Consider the following 24,311-nt stretch of genomic DNA (forward strand, 5'->3'; position numbering starts at 1 on the left):
CGCAAAGGATTGCGTGCACGATAGACTATTCCCACCAATATGTGACGGGTTACCTAAAACCTTATTGAAATCATGGGTAAATTTTGAGCTATCTCCCTGTTTTCTCCCCGCCCCGTTGCTAGCATGGTGAGCAGATTAAAATTAAAACATTCTTACAAAATCCCTACAAAATCCTTATAAGGAGCACCTATGACCGTTATGGAACATACTAAGGCTGCAACACTTGATCTAACCAAGCACGGACTGCATAACGTAAAAGAGGTTATTCGCAACCCAAGCTACGAAATGTTGTTTGAGGAAGAAACGCGTGAAGACCTAACCGGTTATGAGCGCGGCGTGGTTACTGAACTAGGTGCGGTTGCCGTTGACACTGGCATCTTTACTGGTCGCTCACCAAAAGATAAATACATCGTCAAAGACGCTACGACAGAAGAACATATGTGGTGGACGTCTGATCAAGTGAAAAATGATAACAAGCCAATCACTCCTGAAGTGTGGGACGAGCTAAAAGAACTGGTCACAAACCAGCTTTCTAACAAACGCTTGTTTGTTGTTGACGGTTACTGTGGTGCAAACCCAGATACACGTTTGAGCATTCGTGTTATCACAGAAGTCGCATGGCAAGCGCACTTCGTTAAAAACATGTTTATTCGCCCGACGGAAGAAGAGTTAGCGACATTTGAACCAGACTTCGTAGTAATGAATGGCGCAAAATGCACTAATCCAAAATGGGAAGAGCAAGGCCTGAACTCAGAAAACTTCACCGTATTTAACCTAACTGAGCGCATGCAACTTATCGGTGGTACTTGGTACGGCGGTGAAATGAAGAAAGGTATGTTCGCCATGATGAACTACTTCCTTCCACTAAAAGACATCGCATCAATGCACTGTAGCGCTAACATGGGCAAAGATGGCGATGTAGCGGTATTCTTCGGTCTATCTGGTACGGGTAAAACGACCCTGTCGACTGATCCTAAACGTGCGCTAATTGGTGATGATGAGCACGGCTGGGATGATGACGGTGTCTTCAACTTCGAAGGTGGTTGTTACGCAAAAACCATCAAACTTTCGAAAGAAGCGGAGCCGGACATCTACAACGCAATTCGTCGTGATGCACTGCTAGAAAACGTAACAGTACGTGGCGATGGCTCTATCGACTTTGATGATGGTTCGAAAACAGAAAACACACGTGTTTCTTACCCTATCTACCATATCGATAATATCGTTAAGCCAGTATCAAAAGGCGGTCACGCGAATAAAGTGATCTTCCTATCAGCCGACGCATTTGGCGTACTGCCTCCAGTATCTAAATTGACACCTGAGCAAACTAAGTACCACTTCCTATCAGGCTTTACCGCCAAACTAGCGGGAACAGAGCGCGGTATTACTGAGCCAACACCAACTTTCTCTGCTTGTTTCGGCGCGGCGTTCCTAACGCTCCACCCAACAAAATACGCGGAAGTACTGGTAAAACGCATGGAAGCAGCGGGCGCTGAGGCTTACCTAGTGAATACTGGTTGGAACGGCACTGGCAAACGTATCTCTATTCAAGATACACGCGGAATTATTGATGCCATTCTTGATGGTTCGATTGAAGAAGCACCAACTAAGCACATTCCAATCTTCAACCTTGAAGTACCAACGTCACTACCAGGTGTGGATCCAAGCATTCTAGACCCTCGCGACACGTACGTTGACCCACTTCAGTGGGAAAGCAAAGCGAAAGATTTAGCAGCGCGCTTTATCAATAACTTTGATAAGTACACAGACAACGCTGAAGGTAAATCTCTGGTTGCGGCTGGTCCTCAGATTGATTAAGTCGAGTAACAACGACGTCGCGTAAACCACAGTGATAAGTGGGCGGTCACTTATCACTTTTACGTAGACCAAGTTACAAAAAACCGCTTCAAGCCCCTCTTTTGAGGGGCTTTTTATTGAATACCGCAGAATATTGATACAAGCTAAAGCCTATCTAGTTTTATTTAATTGCAAACGTAGGTTCTAGCAGGGATGAAAACAGCGCGTCGAGTTCTAATTCTGTTACTGGTTATCTTAGTTGCCATTCCGGCCACTATGATTGCGCTGTTAACAACATCTTACGCCGATGCAACTTGGCGTCTGCTATCAAACAGCATTTCCTTGCCCTTTCAAGCAGAAAGCGTGCGTTACGATTTTCCCTACCACCTAACTTTACAGGGTGTGAACACAAACGTAGACGACGCTTCTTATATCGAGCAAGTCGATTTATGGATGAATCCCGATGTTTATCGCGATGGTAAATGGATCGTTGATAGCTTATTGATTGATGGACTTAATTTGCAGTATGGCGCGCCAAAGCTCAAGTCTTTAGATAACGTTTTGTTCCATCAAGTCGCGCTCAAAAATATTGATTACGCCGACGAGCAGTTTTCTGGTAATGGCATTGACCTTCAAATTCAATCACCACAGTGGAATGGCCAGTTAATACCATATGGCGAGGTTCAACTTGCAGCCGACCAGATCTATTGGAATGGCGAAGCCTTTAATCAGGTCTTGGTCGACATGGACTACAAACCGCAAGACAGTACGCTCTATGGCACTTCATTTAACTGGCGTAACAGTCAAATTTCAGGGCAAGGCGAGCAGTATCCACAAGGCTGGTCTTTAGTGAATGTGACCATCAATAAGTTGCAACTCAATCATATCCAGCTCCAATCACTGCTTGCTAAGCCTTGGCAAGCAATACCATTCAAGATTAATCACATTAATAGCTTAGACTTACTGAACGCCGATATTGAATGGGGCGATTGGCACTGGCAAAACTTAGAGCTCTCCGTAGAAAACGCCACACTGCCACTATCTCTCTGGGAGACAACGGCTCAAGTTTCATTGCAGGCGGATAGCGTCCAATTCCAACAGCAAACCGCAATAGAGCCACGTTTAAGTGCTGCTATAGAGCCTGGAAAAATCCAGCTCAACGATCTCAGCTTAGATTGGCAGCAAGGTCGTGTGCAGGTCTCTGGGGTGTTCACTCCAACGCAATGGCAACTCGAAGAAGCCTCCATTCAAGGCCTCAAGTGGGCAATACAACCTGAAGATAACCAAAACTGGTGGCACGCAGCCATCAGTAAGTTAGATCATGTCACAATCCAACGACTCGACATCGAGCGCAGCCAGATCATTCAGCTATCTCACGAACCTTATTGGCAGTTCTCCGGTTTAAACATCGAAGGGCAGCAGCTTGATCTTAAACAGGTCAATCAACGTTGGGGCCTTTGGCATGGCGATCTGGACGCTAGCGTTGTAAACGCCAGTTATAACCAAGTGCTCACGTCTCATGCTGCACTTGCCATGCAAAGTGAGAATGGCTTTTGGAAACTGACACGCCTTTTTGCACCACTCGAGCAAGGCTACGTAGAAGGCATCGGACAGATAAACCTAAGTACTCCGAGCCAGCCTTGGGCACTCAACCTCAATGCCGATGGCATTCCCTTATCACTCTTCCACGATTATTTACCCAACACACTGGCCATTGATGGTTTTTCCGATCTCAGCCTCGATTTACAAGGATTATCAGGTGATCTCAACATGCTGGCCTACAGCTTATCTGGTGAAGTGGAAGCCAACCTACGAGATACCCGTTTTAAATCCCAAGCGAATCATTCGCTCAAAACCATTACCTTAAGTCCGCTGCGTTTAAGCGCGCAACGAGGGAAAGTCGCCATAGAACCAGTCACCATTTCTGGGAAAGCTATAAGTGGTAGGGTTTGGGGCGAGTTTGATATGGCCAACAACCCGCTAAATGGCATTGTTTATCAATGGAAAGAGTCGTGCGGGAGCGTTGAAGGCGATCTACTCAGTGGCGAAATCCATCATAATGAATGTTTAAAAGCACCGGCTGATGTTGAAAGCACTCCACAAACAAGTGAATCAGCCATGGAGCTGCCAACTGCGATTGATAACATCAATGTGGAGATTCAAGAGGAAGAATTTTCCGAAGAAATTGTCGAAGAAGACGAAGCATCTGTCACTGATCCCACCACAGAGGAACAAATCCTCCCACCGACAGAGCGAGAAAACGAAACAGATAAGCGCCCTACAGATCAGTAAGGCGCCCTCTCAATTAACAGCTGAGTAATTGCGAATAGTTCGGTATCAGCATATAGGTACCAACAAAATCTACGGCTGGCGTGTCGCCACTATAAATCACCACGTGAATGACGATGCGTGCTTTGCGCCCTGACTCCAATCGATCTAGGTCACCACTGATCCCATCCAACGAAGTACTCGCCACGGGGTTTTGTTCGACTGGTTGACGATAACGAATCGAGCTGTCGGCCAATACAATATCACCATGCAAACCGCGCTCTTTAAGCAGCAGCCACGTCATACCCCACCCCGTCAAGGTGGCTAAAGTAAAAGCCGACCCCGCAAACATGGTGTTATGCGGATTAAGGTTTGGATTAAGTTGCGCGCAGCATTCAAACTGGTAACCCGTGTACTGGTTAATTTTTATCCCCATTTTGTCGCTAATTGGGATCTGTTGCTCCCAGCGCTGCTGAAGTTCAGTGCACCATTCTGGGCGACGCAACACATTCGCCATCGGATCCAATGGTTTCACCATTTGCTGGTGACGCACAGGACCGCGCTCGTCGGTCAGTTCACCGCGACGCTCAAAGCCATTTTTCTCGTAAAAGGCGATGGCATCTTCACGGGCATTACACACCAAGCGCTTCGCCCCTTCTTGGCGTGCTAACGACTCTAGCGCGACCAGAACCAGCGAGCCCATACCTTTACTGCGGCGATTATTTTTAACCGCCATATAGCGGATTTGGCCATCATTATCCGGCGTAATGTATAAACGACCGATCGCCATAGGACGACCTCGGCCATCAACAATCATACGGTGATGGCTCATTTCATCGTATTCATCGCGTTCAGAGCCAATTGGCATACGCCATGGCTCACGAAGCAGTTGCCAGCGAAACTGATAATACTTGTTTATCTGATTATCGGTTTTGGGAGTAATGAGTTTGAACATATCAATCCTTTGAAAGCACAACACTAATAAATGTCGGGAAAATCACTCCAAGCCAATTCCATGAGCTTGGAGTTAAAGCTTAGACCATGGCGCTTGTGTTACCAGACTAGACCTGCAACCAAAACGTCACCGGACCGTCATTCACTAAGGACACTTTCATATAGGCAGCGAAGCGGCCACGCTGTGTGGGTAAAACTTGTTCACACAAATCAGAAAAGTAATCATACAAGCGCTCAGCATCAGCAGGATGCGCACCGCGAGAAAAGCCAGCACGAGTGCCTTTTTTTGTATCCGCAGGTAACGTAAATTGAGAAACCACCAGCACTTTGCCTTCTACCTGTTTGACATTCAGGTTCATCTTACCTTCATCATCTTCGAACACGCGGTAGGTCGTAACACGCTCCATCAAGCGTTTTGCTTTGGCCTCATCGTCGTCTTTCTCTACTCCTAATAAGACCAGCAGACCACGATCAATTTCCCCTACGACTTCACCATCCACACGGACGGCAGCTTCACTGACTCGTTGAATTAGCGCTATCACTACTCTCGCTTCCTTCATCTGTTAACTGAGATTCAGCGGTCGAGTGTATCATGTCTAAATCTTCACTCCAGTGCTCTCGCTCACCAAGCGCAGCTGTGACTTCCGCACCCAATAACACGATCATCCAGCATAAATACACCCAAACAAACAAGATAGGAATCGCGGCTAACGCGCCGTAAATGAGCTGATAAGAGGGGAACTGCGTGATGTAGAGTGCAAAGCCCTTTTTACTTAATTCGAACAGTATCGCAGCGACTGCTGCCCCCATCGCGCCATGAGCCAGGTGCACTTTTTTATTCGGCACCAGAATATATAAGCCAAGGAAAGCGAAAAAAGACAACAACAGCGGTAACCAACGTAAAAACAGATTGAACGCACCAGATAATGTCTCGTTCTCTAAAATTTGCAGTGAGGTCACGTACGATGTAGCCGCGATACTCGCACCGACCATGATCGGCCCTAACGTGAGTACCATCCAATACATAGAGAATGAAAATACTAAACGGCGCTTATCTTTAACTCGCCAAATGTAGTTTAAGTTCTTATCAATGTTCGAAATCAGCATGACTGCAGCAATGAATAAAAACCCACCGCCAACCGCGCTCATTTTGCCCGTATTCGCCACAAATTCCTGCAATGCCGTATGTACAGCTTCCCCAGATGCCGGAACAAAATTCTCAATAATGTAGCCTTGCAACACCTCACCGACGTTCGCAAAAACGGGAAATTTCGACAATATTGATAACAATACCGTCAGCATTGGCACGATGGATAACAAGGTAATGTAGGCAAGATAGCCCGCGTTCACATTGACGCGATCATGCGTTAATCGCTTAAGAAGATACTTAAAAAACGCGACGCAACTTGGCAGTAGATTGATTAATCTTGCCTTGTAACTCTCTGATAACTGGTTCATAGTTCATCCCATAATTAGCGTCGAGGACATAAGAATGCCTTATTTATTAGCAATTGTACTATCAATTTTCACTTTAACAGGGTGTCAATCTGCTTATTACTCAGCGATGGAGCAAGTTGGGTACCATAAACGAGATATTATGGTCGACCGCGTTGAAGATGCCAAAGAATCTCAACAAGATGCACAAGAAGAATTCACCAGTGCACTCGAGGCCTTATCTGCGATCACTAATTTTGATGGTGGTGAGCTAGAAAGTGTCTACAACAAAATCAATGACAAGTACGAAGACAGCGAAAAAGCGGCGCAAGACGTTCGTGACCGCATTGCTGCGATTGAAGACGTTTCCGGCGCACTGTTTGATGAATGGCAAGACGAACTAGAGCTGTACTCGAGCGCGAAATTGCGCCGTTCAAGCGAACAAAAGCTACGTGAAACCAAAGCTTCGTACAAAACCATGCTTAGCGCAATGAAGCGTGCAGAGAAAAAGATGACGCCTGTACTAAATACACTGCGCGACAACACGTTGTACTTGAAACACAACCTTAACGCGAGTGCGATTGGCTCTCTACAAGGTGAATTTTCTAGTCTAGAGAAAGACATTCAGTTTGCCATCAAACAGATGAACGAAGCGATTGCAGAGTCTGATAAGTTCCTACAAAAGCTCAATCAAAAGTAAATGATTCAAGCCTCCTCCTAGCGAGGAGGTTTTAGTCTGCGACCTCATCAACTAAACCGATGACTCTTCGAACAAAACCTACTCGTTCTAGCACACTGCCCCATGGCACTTCTACCACTTCGTAACCTAATTCAGCATAGATATCCACTAAGGATTGATGAATCTCCAATGCTTCTTCAAAGCTGTGTGGACGCACTTCATCTTGCACGTAAATGGATGCTTCAGGTCGACAAGTAAACACCTGACTATGGTACCCAGCACTTTCAGTTAAGAAAGCTTGGTCAACCTTACAACCGCCCACTTGTAAGTAAGCAATGATGTCTGGGATGGCGCGATCAACAAACGCAACGTCATGACAACGCGCATCACTCTTTTGCTTGCTCATCAAGTCGAGACACAATTGAGCAAACTCAGGCAGGTTCGTCCACGGCAAGATACCGTCGTCTAACTGGTTTTGCTGTTCAATTAGCGTACGAGAGCTCTCTGCAAACGTCGCATACCCTTGCCGCTCTAATGCATTCAGTAGGGTGGTTTTCCCCGCACCTGGGCCACCAGTAATCACAATTGGCTTCATGCTGATATGTTCATTCTCTAGATACAAAAAACCCTGAGCATAACTCAGGGCTTCTTCTTAATTGAATCGCTTAACGAAAATTATTTCGCGCCACGAGAAGCACGTTTACGATCGCTTTCCGTTAGGAATTTCTTACGGATACGGATGCTTTCAGGTGTTACTTCTACTAGCTCGTCGTCATCGATGAACTCAAGCGCTTGCTCTAGTGTCATGATGATTGGCGGAGTTAGAACCTGTGCGTCATCGGTACCAGATGCACGAACGTTGGTTAGCTGCTTACCTTTCAGCGCGTTTACTGTTAGGTCGTTGTCGCGGCTGTGAATACCGATAACCATGCCTTCGTAAACTTCCACACCGTGACCGATAAATAGACGACCACGTTCTTGAAGGTTGAACAGTGCGTTAGTTAGCGCTTTACCCGCAGCGTTAGCAATCAGAACACCGTTGATACGCTGACCGATGTTACCGCCTTTGTGTGGGCCGTAGTGGTCAAACGTATGGTATAGAAGACCAGAACCAGAAGTCAGTGTCATGAATTCCGTTTGGAAGCCGATCAGACCACGAGATGGCATGATGAAGTCCATACGTACACGGCCTTTACCGTCTGGAGCCATATCTTTCAGCTCACCTTTACGTAGGCCGATATTCTCCATGATACCGCCTTGGTGCTCTTCCATTACGTCGATAGTTACCGTTTCAAACGGTTCCATTAGCTGACCATCTTCTTCTTTGATGATTACTTCTGGACGAGATACGGCAAGCTCGAAGCCTTCACGACGCATGTTTTCGATCAGGATAGACAGGTGAAGCTCACCACGGCCTGATACGCGGAATTTGTCTGGATCGTCTGTTTGTTCAACGCGCAGTGCAACGTTGTGTACCAGTTCCTTCTCTAGACGCTCAAGGATGTTACGTGAAGTGACGAACTTACCTTCTTTACCAGCGAATGGAGACGTGTTTACTTGGAACGTCATGGTTACTGTTGGTTCATCAACAGACAGTGCTGGTAGTGCTTCTACTGCGTTTTGTGCACAGATAGTGTCAGAGATTTTAAGCTCGCCAAGACCAGTGATTGCAATGATATCACCCGCGTTAGCTTGCTCAACTTCGTGACGCTCTAGGCCTAGGTAGCCCATTACTGTGCCCACTTTACCGTTGCGAGTTTTGCCGTCTGCACCAACAACCGTTACTTGCTGGTTTGGCTTAACGCTACCACGAGTTACACGGCCAACGCCGATAACGCCAACGTAAGAGCTGTAATCCAACTGAGAGATTTGCATCTGTAGTGGACCATCTAGGTCAACTTCTGGTGCAGCTACTTCGCCAACGATAGTTTCGAATAGCGGTTCCATGTTCTCGCCAGTTTCGCCTTCTTCTAGAGAAGCCCAACCGTTAAGAGCAGAAGCGTAAACCACTTTAAAGTCTAACTGTTCGTCAGAAGCACCTAGGTTGTCGAATAGGTCGAACACTTGGTCCATAACCCAATCAGGACGTGCACCAGGGCGGTCAATCTTGTTGATAACAACGATTGGTTTTAGACCATGAGCAAACGCTTTTTGTGTTACGAAACGCGTTTGAGGCATTGGACCATCAACCGCGTCAACGATAAGTAGTACAGAGTCTACCATCGACATGATACGTTCAACTTCGCCACCGAAGTCCGCGTGTCCCGGAGTATCTACGATGTTGATACGGTAATCGTTCCAGTCGATTGCTGTGTTTTTAGCAAGAATGGTAATACCGCGCTCTTTCTCGATGTCGTTCGAGTCCATGACTCGCTCTTCAGCTTCACCGCGAGACTCAAGCGTGCCTGATTGTTGTAGCAGCTTGTCAACCAACGTGGTTTTACCGTGGTCAACGTGCGCGATGATCGCGATATTTCTTAATTTATCAATCTGTGGAGTAGCCATGGATATTGATTCACTTAGATAGATGAAATGCCCCCACGCTGAGAACGGGTGCTCTCTGGCGACATTTGCTGATTAAAAAAACGGCCATAATGTACCAGATTTTAGCAAAAAGCCTAGAAATATGTGATCTACTCCCGAGCATTTCTGCGATTTTTACGCTTAATGCCCATTTTCTTCCTCAGAACGAATTGATTAAACGCAACTTTATTCCAATCGATGCATAATTCAAATTGACTCTTGCTCAAAAACTGGGCTGAATAAGCAATGCGCCTGTCACATTATGGTGCAATAATGATTTTCCGCACCACAATGGTGCGAATAAAGATCATTTTGGTGCAATCATCTGCACCAAGCTAGCGCCAAAAAACACAATTGCTTGAAATTAATGGAATATTTTTTTTGGCACGGTTTTGGCTTTAGTTAAAACAGCATCGATTAATGAAAAGTCAAATTGATTAATCAATGCCAGGTTTCATGAATAATTCATAAATCGAGCTTTTACCGCTTATTAACACTGGAGGTTATCCAAGATGTCAGTAGAAAACGTTCTATCGCTGATCCAAGAAAACGAAGTTAAGTTTGTTGACCTACGCTTCACTGATACAAAAGGTAAAGAGCAGCACATTTCGATCCCTGCTCACCAAATCGACGCAGACTTCTTCGAAGAAGGTAAAATGTTCGATGGTTCATCAGTTGCTGGCTGGAAAGGTATCAACGAATCAGACATGGTAATGATGCCTGACGCATCTTCTGCTGTGCTTGACCCATTCACGGAAGACGCAACACTAAACATCCGTTGTGACATCTTAGAGCCAGCAACAATGCAAGGCTACGACCGTGACCCACGTTCTATCGCAAAACGCGCTGAAGACTTCATGCGCTCTACTGGCGTTGCAGATACTGTACTTATCGGTCCTGAGCCAGAATTCTTCCTATTTGACGACGTGAAATTCGCGACTGACATGTCAGGCTCTTTCTTCAAGATCGATGACGTAGAAGCAGCATGGAACACAGGTTCCGATTACGAAGAAGGTAACAAAGGTCACCGTCCAGGCGTTAAAGGTGGTTACTTCCCTGTAGCTCCAGTGGATTCATCTCAAGACATCCGTTCTGCTATGTGTCTAGTAATGGAAGAAATGGGTCTTGTTGTTGAAGCGCACCACCACGAAGTGGCAACAGCGGGTCAAAACGAAATCGCAACTCGTTTCAACACGCTAACAACCAAAGCTGACGAAATCCAAATCTACAAGTACGTTGTACACAACGTTGCTCACGCGTTTGGTAAAACGGCAACATTCATGCCTAAACCACTTGTTGGTGACAACGGTAGCGGTATGCACGTTCACCAATCTCTAGCGAAAGATGGAGTAAACCTATTTGCTGGTGACAAGTACGGCGGTCTATCTGAAATGGCGCTTTACTACATTGGCGGTATCATCAAACACGCTCGTGCAATCAACGCATTTGCTAACCCATCAACAAACTCGTACAAACGTCTTGTACCAGGCTTCGAAGCGCCAGTTATGCTTGCTTACTCTGCACGTAACCGCTCTGCTTCAATCCGTATCCCAGTGGTACCAAGCCCGAAAGCACGTCGTATCGAAGTTCGCTTTGGTGACCCAGCGGCTAACCCATACCTATGCTTTGCATCAATGCTAATGGCTGGTCTTGACGGTATTAAGAACAAGATCCACCCAGGCGAAGCAATGGATAAAGACCTTTACGATCTACCAGCAGAAGAAGCAGCAGAAATCCCAACGGTTGCATACTCACTGAAAGACGCACTAGCAGAGCTAGATGCTGACCGTGAATTCCTAACAGCGGGTGGTGTATTCTCTGACGACTTCATCGACTCTTACATCGAGCTGAAATCTCAGGACGTAGAGCGCGTGAACATGACAACTCACCCAGTTGAGTTCGAACTTTACTACTCTGTATAAGGTCGACACTGTGTAAAATGTAAACACAGCAACAAAATATTAGGCTCGCCTCGCAGGCGGGCCTTTTTTGTATTCGTCAGTCAAGATTCGACGTTTAACATGAGGGGATAATAAAAATACGCTTGGACTTTTTACCTTGTAGGTCAAAGAGCTAAGCCATTGAAACGTGAAATCATCGATCAAAAGAAGGTGAGCAATGAAAGTTCAGCTTATTCCATCGCTATGTGCTCTCAGCGGATTGTTAATCGCCTCCATCGCATCAGCGCAGGTTGCTTATACATGGGTAGATAAAAATGGCGTGGTTCATTTTAGTGATACGCCAAACCAAGGTGCAAAAGCCATCGCGCTGCCAAACCTTGAAGCCAGCGCACCCGCTCCTAAGGTAGAAAGCACGGAATCACTCGCCCCTCAGACCAAGCCATCGAAAGAGCCACAAGACAAGCCGGAAAAGAAAACCGATAAACCTCTCCCATTAAAGCTCTCGATGCTGACTCCTCAACATAACGAAACCATCCGTAGCAACCGAGGCATCATCAATATTCAACTGGAAACCAATCGCAAGCTTGGTATCGGCGAACAGTTGCAACTGCTGCTCGACGGAAAACCTTATGGTGCGCCACAAAGCCATATGATGTGGCAGTTAAACAATATTGACCGAGGCACCCACACACTGGCCGTGCACGCGAAAAGAAGCGGCAAGCTTATTGCATCTACTAGCCCTATAACGGTGCATTTACATAGAGCAAGTGTTAAGCCGACCGTAAAAGGGGCAAAATAGAATATCTGGTGAAAAAAATAGCATCACTGCGGTGCTTTTCACTTTTTCTTCTGAGATTTATTCGCCATACTTAACGTTCAATTGCACCATTATTGTGCAACGCACAATCTTAAAGCAAAACAAGGACGTAATGTGGATACCAGTCTTCCTAGTGCCATTCTCAACAACATGGTGACAGCAACGCTGATTCTTGATGATGGATTGGCTATCCGTTATGCCAATCCGGCTGCCGAGTTGCTGTTTTCTCAAAGCGCGAAACGTATTGTTGAACAATCGCTTTCTCAATTGATTCAACATGCGTCGCTGGATCTCGCGCTGCTCACTCAACCATTGCAAAGTGGCCAAAGCATCACCGACAGTGACGTCACTTTCGTTGTTGATGGCCGCCCCTTAATGCTAGAGGTGACAGTTAGCCCAATCACTTGGCAAAAACAACTGATGTTACTCGTCGAGATGCGCAAAATTGATCAACAGCGCCGACTCTCTCAAGAACTGAACCAGCACGCCCAGCAACAAGCGGCGAAACTGTTGGTCCGAGGGCTTGCACATGAGATCAAAAACCCGCTAGGTGGATTACGTGGTGCAGCGCAATTGCTAGAAAAAATGCTGCCAGATCCCTCTCTCACCGAGTATACGCACATCATTATTGAGCAAGCCGACCGTTTAAGAGCGCTCGTTGATCGATTACTCGGGCCACAAAAGCCAGGTAAAAAGACACAAGAAAACTTGCATCAAATTCTGGAAAAGGTCCGCCAGTTGGTTGAATTAGAATCGCAACGTTCAATCGTGATTGAACGCGATTACGACCCGAGCTTGCCAGAAATTTTGATGGATGCGGACCAAATCGAACAGGCGATGCTTAATATCGTCAGTAATGCGGCGCAAATTCTTAGCCATCAAGAACACGGTAAAATCACCATTCGCACCAGAACGGTGCATCAAGCTAATATTCACGGCAAACGCTGTAAACTCGCTGCGCGTGTCGAAATCACAGACAACGGCCCAGGCATTCCACCGGAATTACAAGACACGCTGTTCTATCCCATGGTCAGTGGCCGCGAGGGAGGAACTGGCTTAGGGCTGTCTATTTCACAAAATTTGATCGACCAGCACAATGGAAAAATAGACGTAGAAAGCTGGCCTGGTCACACAACATTTACTATTTATTTGCCGATCTGATTGCGCTAATGGACTTCAAGTCGCATCATTTTTTCGGTTTGCTGCAAGGATTACTACATGAGTAAAGGATATGTTTGGGTCGTTGATGACGACAGTTCCATTCGCTGGGTGATGGAGAAAACGCTCTCCTCTGCCAACATAAAATGCGAAACCTATGCCGATGGGGAAAGCGTTTTGATGGCGCTCGAACGCGAAGTACCAGATGTGCTGGTATCAGACATTCGCATGCCGGGCATTGATGGATTAGAGCTGCTAAAACAAGTACAGCGCGATTACCCAGACCTTCCCGTGATTATCATGACCGCCCACTCGGATTTGGATGCGGCAGTGAATGCGTACCAAAAAGGCGCCTTTGAATACTTACCAAAACCTTTTGATATCGATGAAACCTTAACGTTAGTTGAGCGAGCGATTGCACACAGTCACGAAAATAAACGTGAGCAACTCTCTCCAGAAGACATTCCAGCAGAAACGCCAGAAATCATCGGTGAAGCGCCAGCCATGCAAGAAGTATTTCGCGCCATTGGTCGTCTTTCTCGCTCCTCAATTTCAGTATTGATTAACGGTGAATCGGGCACGGGTAAAGAGCTCGTTGCTCATGCGTTGCACCGCCATAGTCCTCGCGCCAACAAACCTTTTATTGCACTCAATATGGCGGCGATTCCCAAAGATCTGATTGAGTCAGAGTTGTTTGGTCATGAAAAAGGGGCATTTACCGGGGCGAACAATGTTCGTCAGGGTCGATTCGAACAAGCCAATGGCGGCACCCTATTTTTAGACGAAATCGGTGACATGCCGTTAGATATTCAAACCCGTTTGCTGCGTGTTCTGGCCGACGGACAGTTTTATCGAGTGGGCGGTCACTCCCCAATCAGCGTCGACGTAAGGATTGTCGCGGCAACACACCAGAATTTAGAAAAGCTGGTGCATGAAGGCGATTTCCGTGAAGACTTATTCCATCGCTTGAACGTGATTCGAGTGCAGATTCCGGCATTGCGTGAACGTAAGCAAGACATCGAAAAACTTACGCAGCATTTTCTTATCCGAGCGGCTGATGAGCTGGGGGTCGAAACCAAAACTCTGCATCCGTCGACCGTTGAAATTCTTAACCGCCTTGATTGGCCGGGCAACGTGCGTCAATTAGAGAATATTTGCCGTTGGTTAACCGTCATGGCCAGTGGTAGCGAGGTATTGCCAAACGACTTACCAAGCGAACTGCTCGAAGAGAAAAAATCCATTTCGGACTCTGAACATGGCAGCTGGCAAGAACAATTGGCGGATTGGGCACGTCAATCACTCGCGGCAGGAGATAAAGAACTGCTTTCTTATGCTTTACCAGAATTTGAGCGCATTTTATTAGAGGCAGCTTTGGAGCACACTAAAGGTCACAAGCAAGATGCCGCTAAAGTATTAGGCTGGGGGCGAAACACGCTTACCAGAAAATTAAAAGAATTGTACTGACAATCACTTACGTGGTGCGTTAACAACGAGAGTCGTTTGTCACTCGATATTAACAAAAATATCAGTACAATTGTGGCGCACCACCATCTATGTGATTAGGCAATGTCTACTGCTACGACTCAAATTACACTGCGTACCGCTGTTCTCATTCCATTTGTCATGATCTTCTTACTGGCGATCGGTGTCATTGTCTACGTCCAAAAGCAAAGCTACGAAGAAGTGGTCACAGATATCAGCGACAAACAACTTTCCGTGTTAACCGAAAGTGTCCACGACCACCTTAATAGCTATCTGCGCAAGCCGTTTACTGCAGTTATGGCTCTCGCACATAACGTCAGCTATCACAACCTTTATCACCCTCACGACACCTCAGATATTCAAAGCTACCTGCTGAGTGCATTCAAAAACCTTTACCAATCGATACCGCAGTTGGATGTCATCGCATTTGGTTCAGAAAGCGGTGACTTTGCCGGGTTCCGCCGCGAGCTTTCCGACGATTACACCTTAATGGTTCAAGATCGATATACCGATGGTGATCTGATTATTTATGGCACCAACCATGTGAGTAATAGCATTCGAACGGTTATCTCTCCATACGATCCTCGCACTCGCCCATGGTATACGCCTGTCGCAGAGACTCAAACCTCGATGTGGTCTGAGATTTATACGAATGCCGATGAACGCCAGGATATTACGCTGTCAGCCATGACACCGGTGTATAAACACGACCAATTTGCTGGCGTGTTGGTGACAGACATTCGCATCAACACATTTAACGAATTTCTACGTGAGTTAAAATACAACACCAAAGCTTCGGTCTACATCATGGACCCAGAGCATCGTTTAATCGCTCACTCAGGCCCGGGAAGCGTTATCTCATGGGGCACAAAGTTTTCTGATAAAGGGCAGCGTTTGTTTGCGGCTGAAAACGCAGATCCGATCATCAAAATCAGTGCGAGCCGCGTTCGGTCGTTTGATCTCAACAACACTAAGCAACCTTACACCTTTTCATTTGAGCATGACGGCCAACGTATTTTCAGCCGACTAACCCCATACCGAGATCAAAACGGTTTAACATGGTTTATTGGCACCTCTATATCTGAATCCGAGTTGCTGGGTACATTGCCGAAAAGCCAACAAAAGAGTTGGCTGGTCGGGTTTATCGTCAGCTTATTTGGTATCGCCATCAGTTGGATCATTTTCAACCGAGTCACCAGACCGATTAACGCGACGGCCGACGCCGCCCAACACCTTGCGAATGGCGATTGGGACAGCAGTATGCCAAAACCTGGTTATGTGTATGAGACAACGGTACTTGTGCATGCCTTTAATGAGATGACGAGTAACCTCAGAGCCTCATTTAAAGCGTTGCGTGAGCAGTTGGTTTATGACTCTCTGACACGCTTATACAGTCGTCAGGGCTTGGTCGAAATCTGTGAGAACCAATCTCACCTGTGCCACGGCAGTTTATTTTTACTTGGTATCAACAAATTTAGAGATATCAACGACAGTGTGGGTCATCATAACGGTGATCAACTGTTGGTCAGCATCGCAGAAAGGCTAAAACAAGAGTTTAGTGATAACGCGTTACTGGCTCGGATTGGTGGTGATGAGTTCGCAGTGTTTCTCTCAAACGCCGATACGGAAGCCAAAGTTAAACAAACCGAGCGTCGATTACAGCAACTCTTTTCCACCCCATTTATGGTGGAAGGTGAGAATGTAGTGATGAAGATTTCACTTGGCATTGTGCAAACCCAACCAAATGAAACCATGCCGCTGTGGCTTCGCAACGCCAGCATCGCATTAAGCTACGCCAAGCAAGACTCACTGACCGGTGTCTGTCATTACAGCCCTGAACTGGCAAGCGCTTCAAAGTTCCGCACCCAAATGCTGACTAAGATTCAAACTGGCATCGAAAACCAAGAGTTTGTCCCTCATTATCAACCTATTGTGGATCTCGCTAGTGGTAATGTGTGTGGCGCAGAAGCGCTGGCGCGCTGGCACAGTGACTCAGGAATGGTGTCACCACTAGATTTTATTCCAATCGCAGAAGAAAGCGGCATGATCAAAGCCATTGGCCAACAAATTCTGTTACAAGCTTGCCGCGATACATACCAAGCCATTCAAAGTAATCAGTGGCCATCAGACTTCCAACTGCATGTGAACATCTCCGTTAATCAACTGTCCTGCCCTGATTTTGTCGATACGGTGACCAACGTATTGGATATCACAAAATTACCCGCCAGTAACCTAACACTGGAGATCACCGAGTCGCGCATTATTGATAGCGCACCAACCACACTGGAAAATATGACCAAACTGCGTGATATGGGGATTGGTATCGCGATCGATGATTTCGGTACCGGTTACTCATCACTGGGTTATCTTCACTCACTGCCATTTACTTGTTTGAAGATTGATCGCACCTTCATCAATCAACTCACGCAAGAAAACTTAGACAGTTCGGTCGTTGCTGCGGTCATCAATATCACCGCGGGCCTTAAAACCAATGTCGTCGCAGAAGGCGTAGAGGATAGCAATCAAGCACAATTACTGCGCTCTTTAGGCTGCAACCAAGTGCAAGGCTTCTATTACAGCCGTCCAATGCCGCTAGAAGAGTGGCCAACACATTTGGTTAACATGAAGTAGAAAAGAGCGAGAATCGTTGATTTCCTAGTCATCCTCTACTGACAATCTACCTAACTGTTATTTATACTTAACTGCAAATCTTACCCATGTATTGTCACAGATGATGTTTGGGCCCTGTTCCAGTTCATAACTATCCGGATCGACATAATGATAACGAAGAACCTCCCTCTTACTGATTTGCACCGCCACCTCGACGGTAACATTCGTACTAAAACGATTCTTGAGCTTGGCCAAAAATTTGGTATTGCTCTGCCAGCGTACGATATTGAGTCTCTAACTCCTCACGTTCAAATTGTCGAAGCGGAACCCTCTCTTGTTGCTTTCCTTTCTAAGCTCGACTGGGGTGTTGCGGTACTGGGCGACCTAGATGCATGTCGTCGTGTGGCGTACGAAAACGTGGAAGACGCACTAAACGCTCAAATCGATTACGCTGAACTGCGTTTCTCACCATACTACATGGCAATGAAACACAAGTTACCAGTAGCGGGTGTTGTTGAAGCAGTCGTGGACGGTGTGCAAGCGGGTATGCGCGATTTTGGCGTGAAAGCCAACCTGATCGGTATCATGAGCCGCACATTTGGCACCGACGCGTGCCAACAAGAACTGGACGGCATTCTGAGCCAAAAAGATCACATCGTTGCTGTCGACTTGGCGGGTGACGAACTGGGCCAACCAGGCGATCGCTTTGTGTCTCACTTCAAACAAGTACGCGACGCTGGCCTTGGGGTAACGGTTCATGCTGGTGAAGCAGCAGGTGCAGAGAGCATGTGGCAAGCAATCAATGAGCTGGGCGCAACTCGTATCGGTCACGGCGTAAAAGCGATCCACGATCCAAAACTGATGGATTACCTAGCAGAAAACCGCATTGGTATTGAGTCTTGCCTAACATCAAACTACCAAACAAGCACGGTAGAAACGTTAGAAAACCACCCTCTCAAACAGTTCCTAGAGCATGGAGTTCTTGCGTGTCTGAACACTGACGACCCAGCGGTTGAAGGTATCGAGCTGCCATACGAATACGAAGTAGCGGCACCAGCAGCTGGTCTGAGCCAAGACCAGATTCGCCAAGCACAAATCAATGGTCTTGAGATTGCATTCCTTTCAGAAGCAGAAAAAGCGGAACTGAAAGCAAAAGTAAAAGATCGCGCTTAAATCCAGCGAAAACATAAAAAAATGCCAGCATCTGCTGGCATTTTTTATATCTTGAATCGGCGTCTATGATTAGATAACACGAGAGAATTGTTGCTGACGCGCCTTTGCTCGCAGGTACTTATCGAAGCTCATACAAATATTACGGATCAGCAAACGACCTCGCAGCGTCACACGAATTTCATTGTCATCCACTTCCACCAGCTCATCGTTGATGAAGGTCTGAAGTAGCTGCAAATCTTCTTTAAAGTACTGATCAAACTTCACTTTAAACTCAGACTCAATCGCTTTCTTGTCTAACTTAAAATTACAGATCAGCTGCTTAATCACTTCACGACGGAGCAAGTCATCAGAATCCAGCGAAACCCCTTTCCACAGTGCGTGACGAAGTTCGTTGACTTGAGCGTAGTATTTCTTCAGCTCTTTCTGGTTTTGCGCGTATGCATCGCCGATCATCGAGATTGCAGAGACACCAAAGCCAACCAAATCACATTCACCTTGTGTGGTATAGCCTTGGAAGTTGCGATGCAAAATACCTTCGCGCTGAGCAACGGCAAGTTCGTCATCAGGCAATGCAAAATGGTCCATACCGATGAACTGGTAGCCAGCACCAGTCAGTGTCGCGATGGTATCTTGCAGAATCGCCATCTTCTCTTCTGCTTTAGGCAGATCTTCGTCTTTAATCTTACGCTGCGCTGCAAATAGCTGTGGCATGTGCGCGTAGTTAAACACGGACAGACGGCCCGGCTGCATTTCCAGTACTTGTTCTAACGTCTTGGCAAAAGAGTCTTTGGTTTGCTTTGGCAAGCCGTAGATCAAATCTAGGTTTGTCGAACGGAAACCCAACTCTTTTGCGCGCGCAACCATCGCAAAGATGAACTCTTCATCTTGCTCACGGTTCACCAATTTTTGCACTTCTTTGTTAAAGTCCTGAACACCGATGCTCAAGCGGTTAAAGCCTTCACTACGCAGGTGATCCAGCATGGTGATCTGAATTTCACGCGGGTCAACTTCGATACTGATTTCAGCATCACTGCTAAAGGTAAACTCTTGGCGCAACAGGCTCATTACGCGTGTAATTTGCTTTTCAGAAAGGAACGTTGGCGTACCACCACCAAAGTGCAATTGCGTTACCGTTCTGCCCACCAATAAGGCTGCACGTTGACGAATCTCATGCTCAAGCACATCGAGGTATTCGTCCGCTTTGTGCGAGTGGCGCGTAATGACTTTATTACAACCACAGTAGTAACAAAGCTTGTGACAGAACGGAATGTGCACGTACAGCGATAATGGGCGGTCTGGGTACTGAGTGCATGCCATATCATAATCAGAAATGGTGAACGCTTCATGGAACTCCAGCGCCGTTGGGTACGACGTGTAGCGAGGACCGGAATAGTTGTACTTATCCAATACCGCTTGATCCCAGACGATTTGCTGCTTCGATTCAGTGTGTTGATTCGACATGGTGGTACTTTCCGTTAAATGCTAGGGCAACGAAAACCGTCACCCGATATTCAGAGCCGCTATTTTGCCATACGACGATGACAAGCGTGGCAACGCCGACTGGCTTTTTAATTATAAAACTAAAGAAGTGCTAGCGTGATCACGATACCCCCAGCAGTCATAAGGAAACCATTGGGGGTAACTATTAAATCATCTGAATATTGATTTGATTATTCAGTGGCTGGACGTTTTTCTGCAACACTTTGAGCTCTTCAATGATCGCGTCAGTAAGGCGGCTTTCCGCTTTATGACGCGTCAAGTTCTGTTGCATACGCTCTTTCTTGGCAAGTTGTTGGCGTTCTTCACCACGCGCCATATCTTTCACGATATGGTAAAGCTCAGAAATTGCAGGGTACGTTTTATCGAAATCGACACGGTCTTCACCTTGTACATAATCCATGATGTTATACACACGAATACTGATTTCAGATAAATCGCATTGGCCTTGAATACCCGCCTGACACAAGGTATGCACATTCTCAAAAATGTTGGCGTTACGTTTATCTATCGCCAATTTTTGATGCTTTAGCTGCAATTCCTTTTGCTTTTTCAATTGAAGCAGAAGGTAACCTGCATAAGAAGCAAGTGCGATGATAATCACAACACCAGCAATAGCTAATAAGGTTACATTCATAGCTTAATTATCCTTTGTAGTCGTCGAAGTTAATGTCGTCGAAATCTGCCAGCAAGTCATCATCATTGCGCGTGCTTTTCTCAGCAGGAGCAGTGAAGTCTTCCTCTTCTTCAGGTTCCAACAAACCTAGTTGGTCCATTAGCTTCTCAATGCGGTCGAGCTTCTCATCGACGTATTTCTGTAGACCTGTGCCTAGGTTTTCACCCGCTTCAATACGGTCTAGCAACACGTTCAATTGCGCGTCATTTTCTAGCATCTCTAGTTCTTGCTCTGCCGACAAACGACGCTCTTGCTTCGTCATTTTCTTCGCAGGCTCAACAACCAGAGGAATTTTCTTTTTACTGCCTAAACGCGGGTCGCGGTTTTGTGCAGCAGCTTGCTTTTTCTGCTCGTTAACTTCTGAGTTACGGTTACCCGTTTTCAAGCCTTTGCGCTTTTTAGCACGCTTGCGTAGGCGGCCTTCCACATCAGATTCTGTACGGTTACGAGTTACAACAAACTCAGGTGCGCCAGCGGCACCTGGCTTTCTAGATTTTTTACTACGGCTCATTACTGGGGTTTCCTCAGTAAAATTACATCATTACCAATAAATTCGAGTTCGAGCTTATCCCGCTCTGCTAGGAACTGGAACGTGTCACGACTAAAGAACACTACATGAGTGAGATCGTTCTTATAATGCCATGATTTGAAAGCCTCCACGTCGATGACCATTTTCGTCATCAGGCCTATCCAGCCCCCTGGCTTAACTAAATTCAACCATTGCTTCCACACCAAATCTGGGTGGTAGAGGTGCTCTATCACCTCTGTTGCTGTCATGAAATCATACGTTTTTTCTAAAACCGACGTATCGGGGTGGTAGTAGAGATCGTACAACGCCATGTTGTGCCCCGCCTCTTCCAGCATTAAGGAGAGCGTTGGGCCAGGACCACAACCAAAGTCGATACCATTTGATTGTGGAGAAATTCGCTCTGTGATCGGGTCAGCAATACGCGACAAAAAGCGTCGGTAACCTAAATCTTCAGGGTTGTTCTCATGCAAATCATAGTGAGCTTTTTCGGTTTCCGCATCCAAACGTTGGTCTGGATTCACAAACACCAAACTGCACTGCTCACATTGAAGATATTCACGTCGCTTATCTTCAAAATAGTGGTGAGTACGCTGATTTTGGCATAAAGGACAGGTATGCATGCTGACTTCCTCAAACAGGGATGCGAAACATACCAGAAAGTGAACTCGGATTGGAGTGTTGTTGAGTATTTTTTCAGCAATTTTTGTTAAAAAACTTTGTTTACAACCCATCGAAGTAAATAAGTGCAGTAATCGTAATTCAGATTGCGACTTACCAAGGGAAAAGAATATAAAAAAAGCGACAGTCAGACTGTCGCTTTCTAAGTGCCATCAATTGGCGAAACTGTGTTGCACACATTTGGTGCACCAATAATCCCTTTGTTTTTCGAGCTTTCCCTGCCAAAAAGAGTTGTTTTTCATCTTCCTGATGAGTTTTGGCTATCCGTTTACTTCCTGTCTACTGAGCAACTTCCTGTGCCTGATCCGTTTCACTGTCTTAACCGTCAGACGAGATGACCATCCTTATCAGATAGGCTCCCTACCTATCTAAATCCCTTTCTAAATCACCAAGCATCCGAGCTACATCCTTGGAGACCTAAACCGTGGTCTTAAATCCTTACATTCACCCCCTGTGAACAACTTCTACTTTACGCCATCCCGCTATGCTCACAAGTAATGGGTTGAAAAAATAATCCGCCTATTTTTCTAAAACATCAAAATTATCATTTAATCAAAAAGTTAAAAACACCAACAAGAAAAAGCCAACATCAAGTATGGCAAATGTCTCACAAACTACCGAGCTAACTATCGCTTTCGAACTCAAAGTCGACTGTGATATTTGTCACGAACAAAAATGCCCTAGTGGATTCACTAGGGCATTTTTGTACAAGTTGCTCGAACGATGTAGGGACATCTACCCAACCAGCTCAAGATGCAGGATCTTGAGCGATTTAGGTATATTAGTGCAGACCGCCAACGTATTTAGACAGCACTTCGATATCTTCGTCTGTCATTTTCTTCGCGATGTCGCGCATCATGGCATTCATATCATTACCACGGTCGCCATCACGGAATTTTTCTAGCTGAGCTTTGATGTAGTCAGCATGCTGACCAGAAATTTTCGGGAAACCTGAAAGCTCAGTACCATTGCCACGAGGACCATGACATGCAATACATGCGGTTAGACCACGCTCGGCATCACCAGCGGTATAAAGCGTTTTGCCTTTTGCTACCACATCTTCAGGTGTTGAGTTTTCTGAAACTGGTAGCGAAGCGTAGTAAGCAGATAGGTCTGCGATATCTTCATCGCTCAGTGGCATTGCCATACCACTCATTACAGGATCGTAACGACCTTGTTTACCACCACTTGTCATGCCTAGCTTAAGTTCTTTTAACTGCTTCTCAAGATACTTAGCGTGTTGGCCTGCGAGTTTCGGGTACGTTGTTATTGCACTGTTGCCATCTGCTCCGTGACAGGCGACACAGGTTTGTGATTTTGCTTTACCAGCCTCAATATTACCTTGGGCCCATACTGAGCAACTGGCTAAAAGACTCAAAATTAGCGCTAATTTCTTCATGACATTCCATTATAATTATCAAGCTTCCAGTACCACGGAATGTGAACATACCGCGTACACTCATGGTACAATAGGCGACCTTATGCCGAGCACGGTTATTTTACACATTTTCACAAAAAAGTAATCAATCGACTACACAAAGTCGAGATGGAGTTAACAGTGAGCGTAAAAATTCATTACCAAAATACGCATTTCATCACCAGCGCACCCGATATTCGTCACCTACCGGAAGACGAAGGTGTCGAAATTGCGTTTGCAGGACGCTCAAACGCTGGTAAATCGAGTGCACTTAACCGTCTAACTAATCAAAAAAGCTTAGCCAAGACATCAAAGACACCTGGTCGTACGCAATTAATCAACCTTTTCAAAGTAGAAGAAGGTTGTCACATTGTCGATCTACCTGGATACGGTTTTGCTCAAGTACCGGTAGAGATGAAAAACAAATGGCAGAAATCTTTGGGTGAATACTTACAGAAACGCGAGTGCCTAAAAGGCTTAGTGGTTCTGATGGACATTCGTCATCCAATGAAAGATCTCGACCAGCAAATGATTTTCTGGGCCATCGATAGCCACATTCCTGTGCAAGTTTTGCTAACCAAAGCAGATAAACTAAAAAGTGGCGCACGCAAACAAACCCTGCTGAAAGTTCGTAAGCAAGTAGAAACTTTCGGTGGTGACGTTTCCGTTGATGTGTTCTCTTCCCTTAAAGGATTAGGCGTTGATCAGTTGCGCGCAA

20 protein-coding genes are annotated in these 24,311 nt (G+C 46.1%); 10 read left to right on the forward strand and 10 right to left on the reverse strand.

Going from position 1 to position 24,311, the window contains the following annotated elements; translation table 11 throughout:
- Positions 1 to 189 precede the first annotated feature (189 nt).
- Both pckA and CAG69_RS11020 read left to right on the forward strand, forming a co-directional pair.
- On the forward strand, positions 190 to 1,818 hold the full coding sequence (gene pckA, locus CAG69_RS11015) for a phosphoenolpyruvate carboxykinase (ATP) (RefSeq protein WP_005379288.1): 1,629 nt from the start codon (positions 190 to 192) through the stop codon (positions 1,816 to 1,818).
- Positions 1,819 to 2,010: 192 nt separating this feature from the next.
- Positions 2,011 to 4,089, forward strand: coding sequence for an AsmA family protein (locus CAG69_RS11020; RefSeq protein WP_161444173.1), 2,079 nt, complete (start codon positions 2,011 to 2,013; stop codon positions 4,087 to 4,089).
- Positions 4,090 to 4,102: 13 nt separating this feature from the next.
- Here the strand turns inward: CAG69_RS11020 and CAG69_RS11025 are convergent, their stop codons facing one another.
- The 3 genes from CAG69_RS11025 to CAG69_RS11035 form a co-directional block, all read right to left on the reverse strand.
- A complete protein-coding gene (locus tag CAG69_RS11025) occupies positions 4,103 to 5,020 on the reverse strand; it encodes a bifunctional GNAT family N-acetyltransferase/hotdog fold thioesterase (RefSeq protein ID WP_005395003.1) in 918 nt (305 codons plus the stop codon).
- 106 nt (positions 5,021 to 5,126) lie between these two features.
- Entirely contained in the window at positions 5,127 to 5,561 is a 435-nt protein-coding gene (gene dtd / locus CAG69_RS11030) for a D-aminoacyl-tRNA deacylase (RefSeq protein ID WP_161444175.1), read from the reverse strand.
- The gene (locus tag CAG69_RS11035) at positions 5,533 to 6,477 is read right to left on the reverse strand and encodes a virulence factor BrkB family protein (RefSeq protein ID WP_005379281.1); all 945 of its coding nucleotides are present in this window, start codon (positions 6,475 to 6,477) and stop codon (positions 5,533 to 5,535) included. Before CAG69_RS11035 ends, dtd begins: the two co-directional genes overlap by 29 nt.
- A gap of 34 nt (positions 6,478 to 6,511) precedes the next feature.
- Between CAG69_RS11035 and CAG69_RS11040 the strand changes: the two genes are divergently transcribed.
- Entirely contained in the window at positions 6,512 to 7,153 is a 642-nt protein-coding gene (locus CAG69_RS11040; RefSeq protein WP_031780441.1) for a DUF2959 domain-containing protein, read from the forward strand.
- Positions 7,154 to 7,184: 31 nt separating this feature from the next.
- Here CAG69_RS11040 and CAG69_RS11045 read toward each other — a convergent pair whose 3' ends face one another.
- Together CAG69_RS11045 and typA are read right to left on the reverse strand one after the other, a co-directional pair.
- Positions 7,185 to 7,727 carry an AAA family ATPase gene (locus CAG69_RS11045; RefSeq protein ID WP_053808522.1) on the reverse strand — a complete coding sequence of 181 codons (543 nt, stop codon included), beginning with the start codon at positions 7,725 to 7,727 and terminating at the stop codon, positions 7,185 to 7,187.
- Between the two features lie 80 nt (positions 7,728 to 7,807).
- Positions 7,808 to 9,637 carry a translational GTPase TypA gene (gene typA, locus CAG69_RS11050; protein ID WP_046874152.1) on the reverse strand — a complete coding sequence of 610 codons (1,830 nt, stop codon included), beginning with the start codon at positions 9,635 to 9,637 and terminating at the stop codon, positions 7,808 to 7,810.
- A gap of 530 nt (positions 9,638 to 10,167) precedes the next feature.
- Between typA and glnA the strand changes: the two genes are divergently transcribed.
- The 6 genes from glnA to add all read left to right on the forward strand — a co-directional run bounded on the left by glnA (position 10,168) and on the right by add (position 18,796).
- Positions 10,168 to 11,577 carry a glutamate--ammonia ligase gene (glnA, locus tag CAG69_RS11055; RefSeq protein WP_005395023.1) on the forward strand — a complete coding sequence of 470 codons (1,410 nt, stop codon included), beginning with the start codon at positions 10,168 to 10,170 and terminating at the stop codon, positions 11,575 to 11,577.
- Positions 11,578 to 11,773: 196 nt separating this feature from the next.
- Positions 11,774 to 12,355, forward strand: a complete 582-nt coding sequence (locus CAG69_RS11060) for a DUF4124 domain-containing protein (protein WP_047009386.1) — start codon at positions 11,774 to 11,776, stop codon at positions 12,353 to 12,355.
- Positions 12,356 to 12,487: 132 nt separating this feature from the next.
- Positions 12,488 to 13,534, forward strand: a complete 1,047-nt coding sequence (glnL, locus tag CAG69_RS11065; protein ID WP_012841226.1) for a nitrogen regulation protein NR(II) — start codon at positions 12,488 to 12,490, stop codon at positions 13,532 to 13,534.
- Positions 13,535 to 13,591: 57 nt separating this feature from the next.
- Positions 13,592 to 14,995, forward strand: a complete 1,404-nt coding sequence (gene glnG / locus CAG69_RS11070) for a nitrogen regulation protein NR(I) (protein WP_005395036.1) — start codon at positions 13,592 to 13,594, stop codon at positions 14,993 to 14,995.
- A gap of 102 nt (positions 14,996 to 15,097) precedes the next feature.
- Positions 15,098 to 17,644 carry a bifunctional diguanylate cyclase/phosphodiesterase gene (locus CAG69_RS11075; protein ID WP_005395037.1) on the forward strand — a complete coding sequence of 849 codons (2,547 nt, stop codon included), beginning with the start codon at positions 15,098 to 15,100 and terminating at the stop codon, positions 17,642 to 17,644.
- 147 nt (positions 17,645 to 17,791) lie between these two features.
- Complete coding sequence (add, locus tag CAG69_RS11080; protein WP_005395038.1) at positions 17,792 to 18,796, forward strand: adenosine deaminase; 1,005 nt, start codon at positions 17,792 to 17,794, stop codon at positions 18,794 to 18,796.
- A 69-nt stretch (positions 18,797 to 18,865) separates the two neighbouring features.
- Here the strand turns inward: add and hemN are convergent, their stop codons facing one another.
- The 5 genes from hemN to CAG69_RS11105 form a co-directional block, all read right to left on the reverse strand.
- Complete coding sequence (hemN, locus tag CAG69_RS11085) at positions 18,866 to 20,257, reverse strand: oxygen-independent coproporphyrinogen III oxidase (protein WP_048624602.1); 1,392 nt, start codon at positions 20,255 to 20,257, stop codon at positions 18,866 to 18,868.
- 184 nt (positions 20,258 to 20,441) lie between these two features.
- Positions 20,442 to 20,930 (reverse strand): DUF2489 domain-containing protein, encoded by a 489-nt coding sequence (locus CAG69_RS11090; protein WP_005379254.1) that lies wholly within the window; start codon positions 20,928 to 20,930, stop codon positions 20,442 to 20,444.
- 7 nt (positions 20,931 to 20,937) lie between these two features.
- Complete coding sequence (yihI, locus tag CAG69_RS11095; protein WP_005394455.1) at positions 20,938 to 21,480, reverse strand: Der GTPase-activating protein YihI; 543 nt, start codon at positions 21,478 to 21,480, stop codon at positions 20,938 to 20,940.
- Entirely contained in the window at positions 21,480 to 22,118 is a 639-nt protein-coding gene (locus CAG69_RS11100) for a class I SAM-dependent methyltransferase (RefSeq protein ID WP_005394454.1), read from the reverse strand. The genes yihI and CAG69_RS11100 overlap by 1 nt, the downstream gene beginning before the upstream one ends.
- A gap of 839 nt (positions 22,119 to 22,957) precedes the next feature.
- A complete protein-coding gene (locus tag CAG69_RS11105) occupies positions 22,958 to 23,575 on the reverse strand; it encodes a c-type cytochrome (RefSeq protein WP_005379248.1) in 618 nt (205 codons plus the stop codon).
- A gap of 159 nt (positions 23,576 to 23,734) precedes the next feature.
- On the opposite strand from CAG69_RS11105, the gene yihA reads away from it, so the two are divergent.
- The coding region (gene yihA / locus CAG69_RS11110; protein ID WP_161444177.1) for a ribosome biogenesis GTP-binding protein YihA/YsxC at positions 23,735 to 24,311 on the forward strand (577 nt) is incomplete at its 3' end.

The organism is Vibrio sp. V43_P6S15P86 (genome assembly GCF_009904725.1).
Taxonomy (GTDB): domain Bacteria; phylum Pseudomonadota; class Gammaproteobacteria; order Enterobacterales; family Vibrionaceae; genus Vibrio; species Vibrio diabolicus.

What these genes read in the sequence shown, in the direction of transcription:
- CAG69_RS11020 (WP_161444173.1), top strand. Translation starts at nt 2,011, where the DNA reads ATGAAAACAGCGCGTCGAGTTCTAATTCTGTTACTGGTTATCTTAGTT.
- CAG69_RS11090 (WP_005379254.1), bottom strand. Translation starts at nt 20,930, where the DNA reads ATGAATGTAACCTTATTAGCTATTGCTGGTGTTGTGATTATCATCGCA.
- glnA (WP_005395023.1), top strand. Translation starts at nt 10,168, where the DNA reads ATGTCAGTAGAAAACGTTCTATCGCTGATCCAAGAAAACGAAGTTAAG.
- CAG69_RS11035 (WP_005379281.1), bottom strand. Translation starts at nt 6,477, where the DNA reads ATGAACCAGTTATCAGAGAGTTACAAGGCAAGATTAATCAATCTACTG.
- CAG69_RS11100 (WP_005394454.1), bottom strand. Translation starts at nt 22,118, where the DNA reads ATGCATACCTGTCCTTTATGCCAAAATCAGCGTACTCACCACTATTTT.
- pckA (WP_005379288.1), top strand. Translation starts at nt 190, where the DNA reads ATGACCGTTATGGAACATACTAAGGCTGCAACACTTGATCTAACCAAG.
- hemN (WP_048624602.1), bottom strand. Translation starts at nt 20,257, where the DNA reads ATGTCGAATCAACACACTGAATCGAAGCAGCAAATCGTCTGGGATCAA.
- glnG (WP_005395036.1), top strand. Translation starts at nt 13,592, where the DNA reads ATGAGTAAAGGATATGTTTGGGTCGTTGATGACGACAGTTCCATTCGC.
- CAG69_RS11045 (WP_053808522.1), bottom strand. Translation starts at nt 7,727, where the DNA reads ATGAAGCCAATTGTGATTACTGGTGGCCCAGGTGCGGGGAAAACCACC.
- CAG69_RS11105 (WP_005379248.1), bottom strand. Translation starts at nt 23,575, where the DNA reads ATGAAGAAATTAGCGCTAATTTTGAGTCTTTTAGCCAGTTGCTCAGTA.
- add (WP_005395038.1), top strand. Translation starts at nt 17,792, where the DNA reads ATGATAACGAAGAACCTCCCTCTTACTGATTTGCACCGCCACCTCGAC.
- CAG69_RS11040 (WP_031780441.1), top strand. Translation starts at nt 6,512, where the DNA reads ATGCCTTATTTATTAGCAATTGTACTATCAATTTTCACTTTAACAGGG.
- CAG69_RS11025 (WP_005395003.1), bottom strand. Translation starts at nt 5,020, where the DNA reads ATGTTCAAACTCATTACTCCCAAAACCGATAATCAGATAAACAAGTAT.
- typA (WP_046874152.1), bottom strand. Translation starts at nt 9,637, where the DNA reads ATGGCTACTCCACAGATTGATAAATTAAGAAATATCGCGATCATCGCG.
- yihI (WP_005394455.1), bottom strand. Translation starts at nt 21,480, where the DNA reads ATGAGCCGTAGTAAAAAATCTAGAAAGCCAGGTGCCGCTGGCGCACCT.
- CAG69_RS11075 (WP_005395037.1), top strand. Translation starts at nt 15,098, where the DNA reads ATGTCTACTGCTACGACTCAAATTACACTGCGTACCGCTGTTCTCATT.
- CAG69_RS11060 (WP_047009386.1), top strand. Translation starts at nt 11,774, where the DNA reads ATGAAAGTTCAGCTTATTCCATCGCTATGTGCTCTCAGCGGATTGTTA.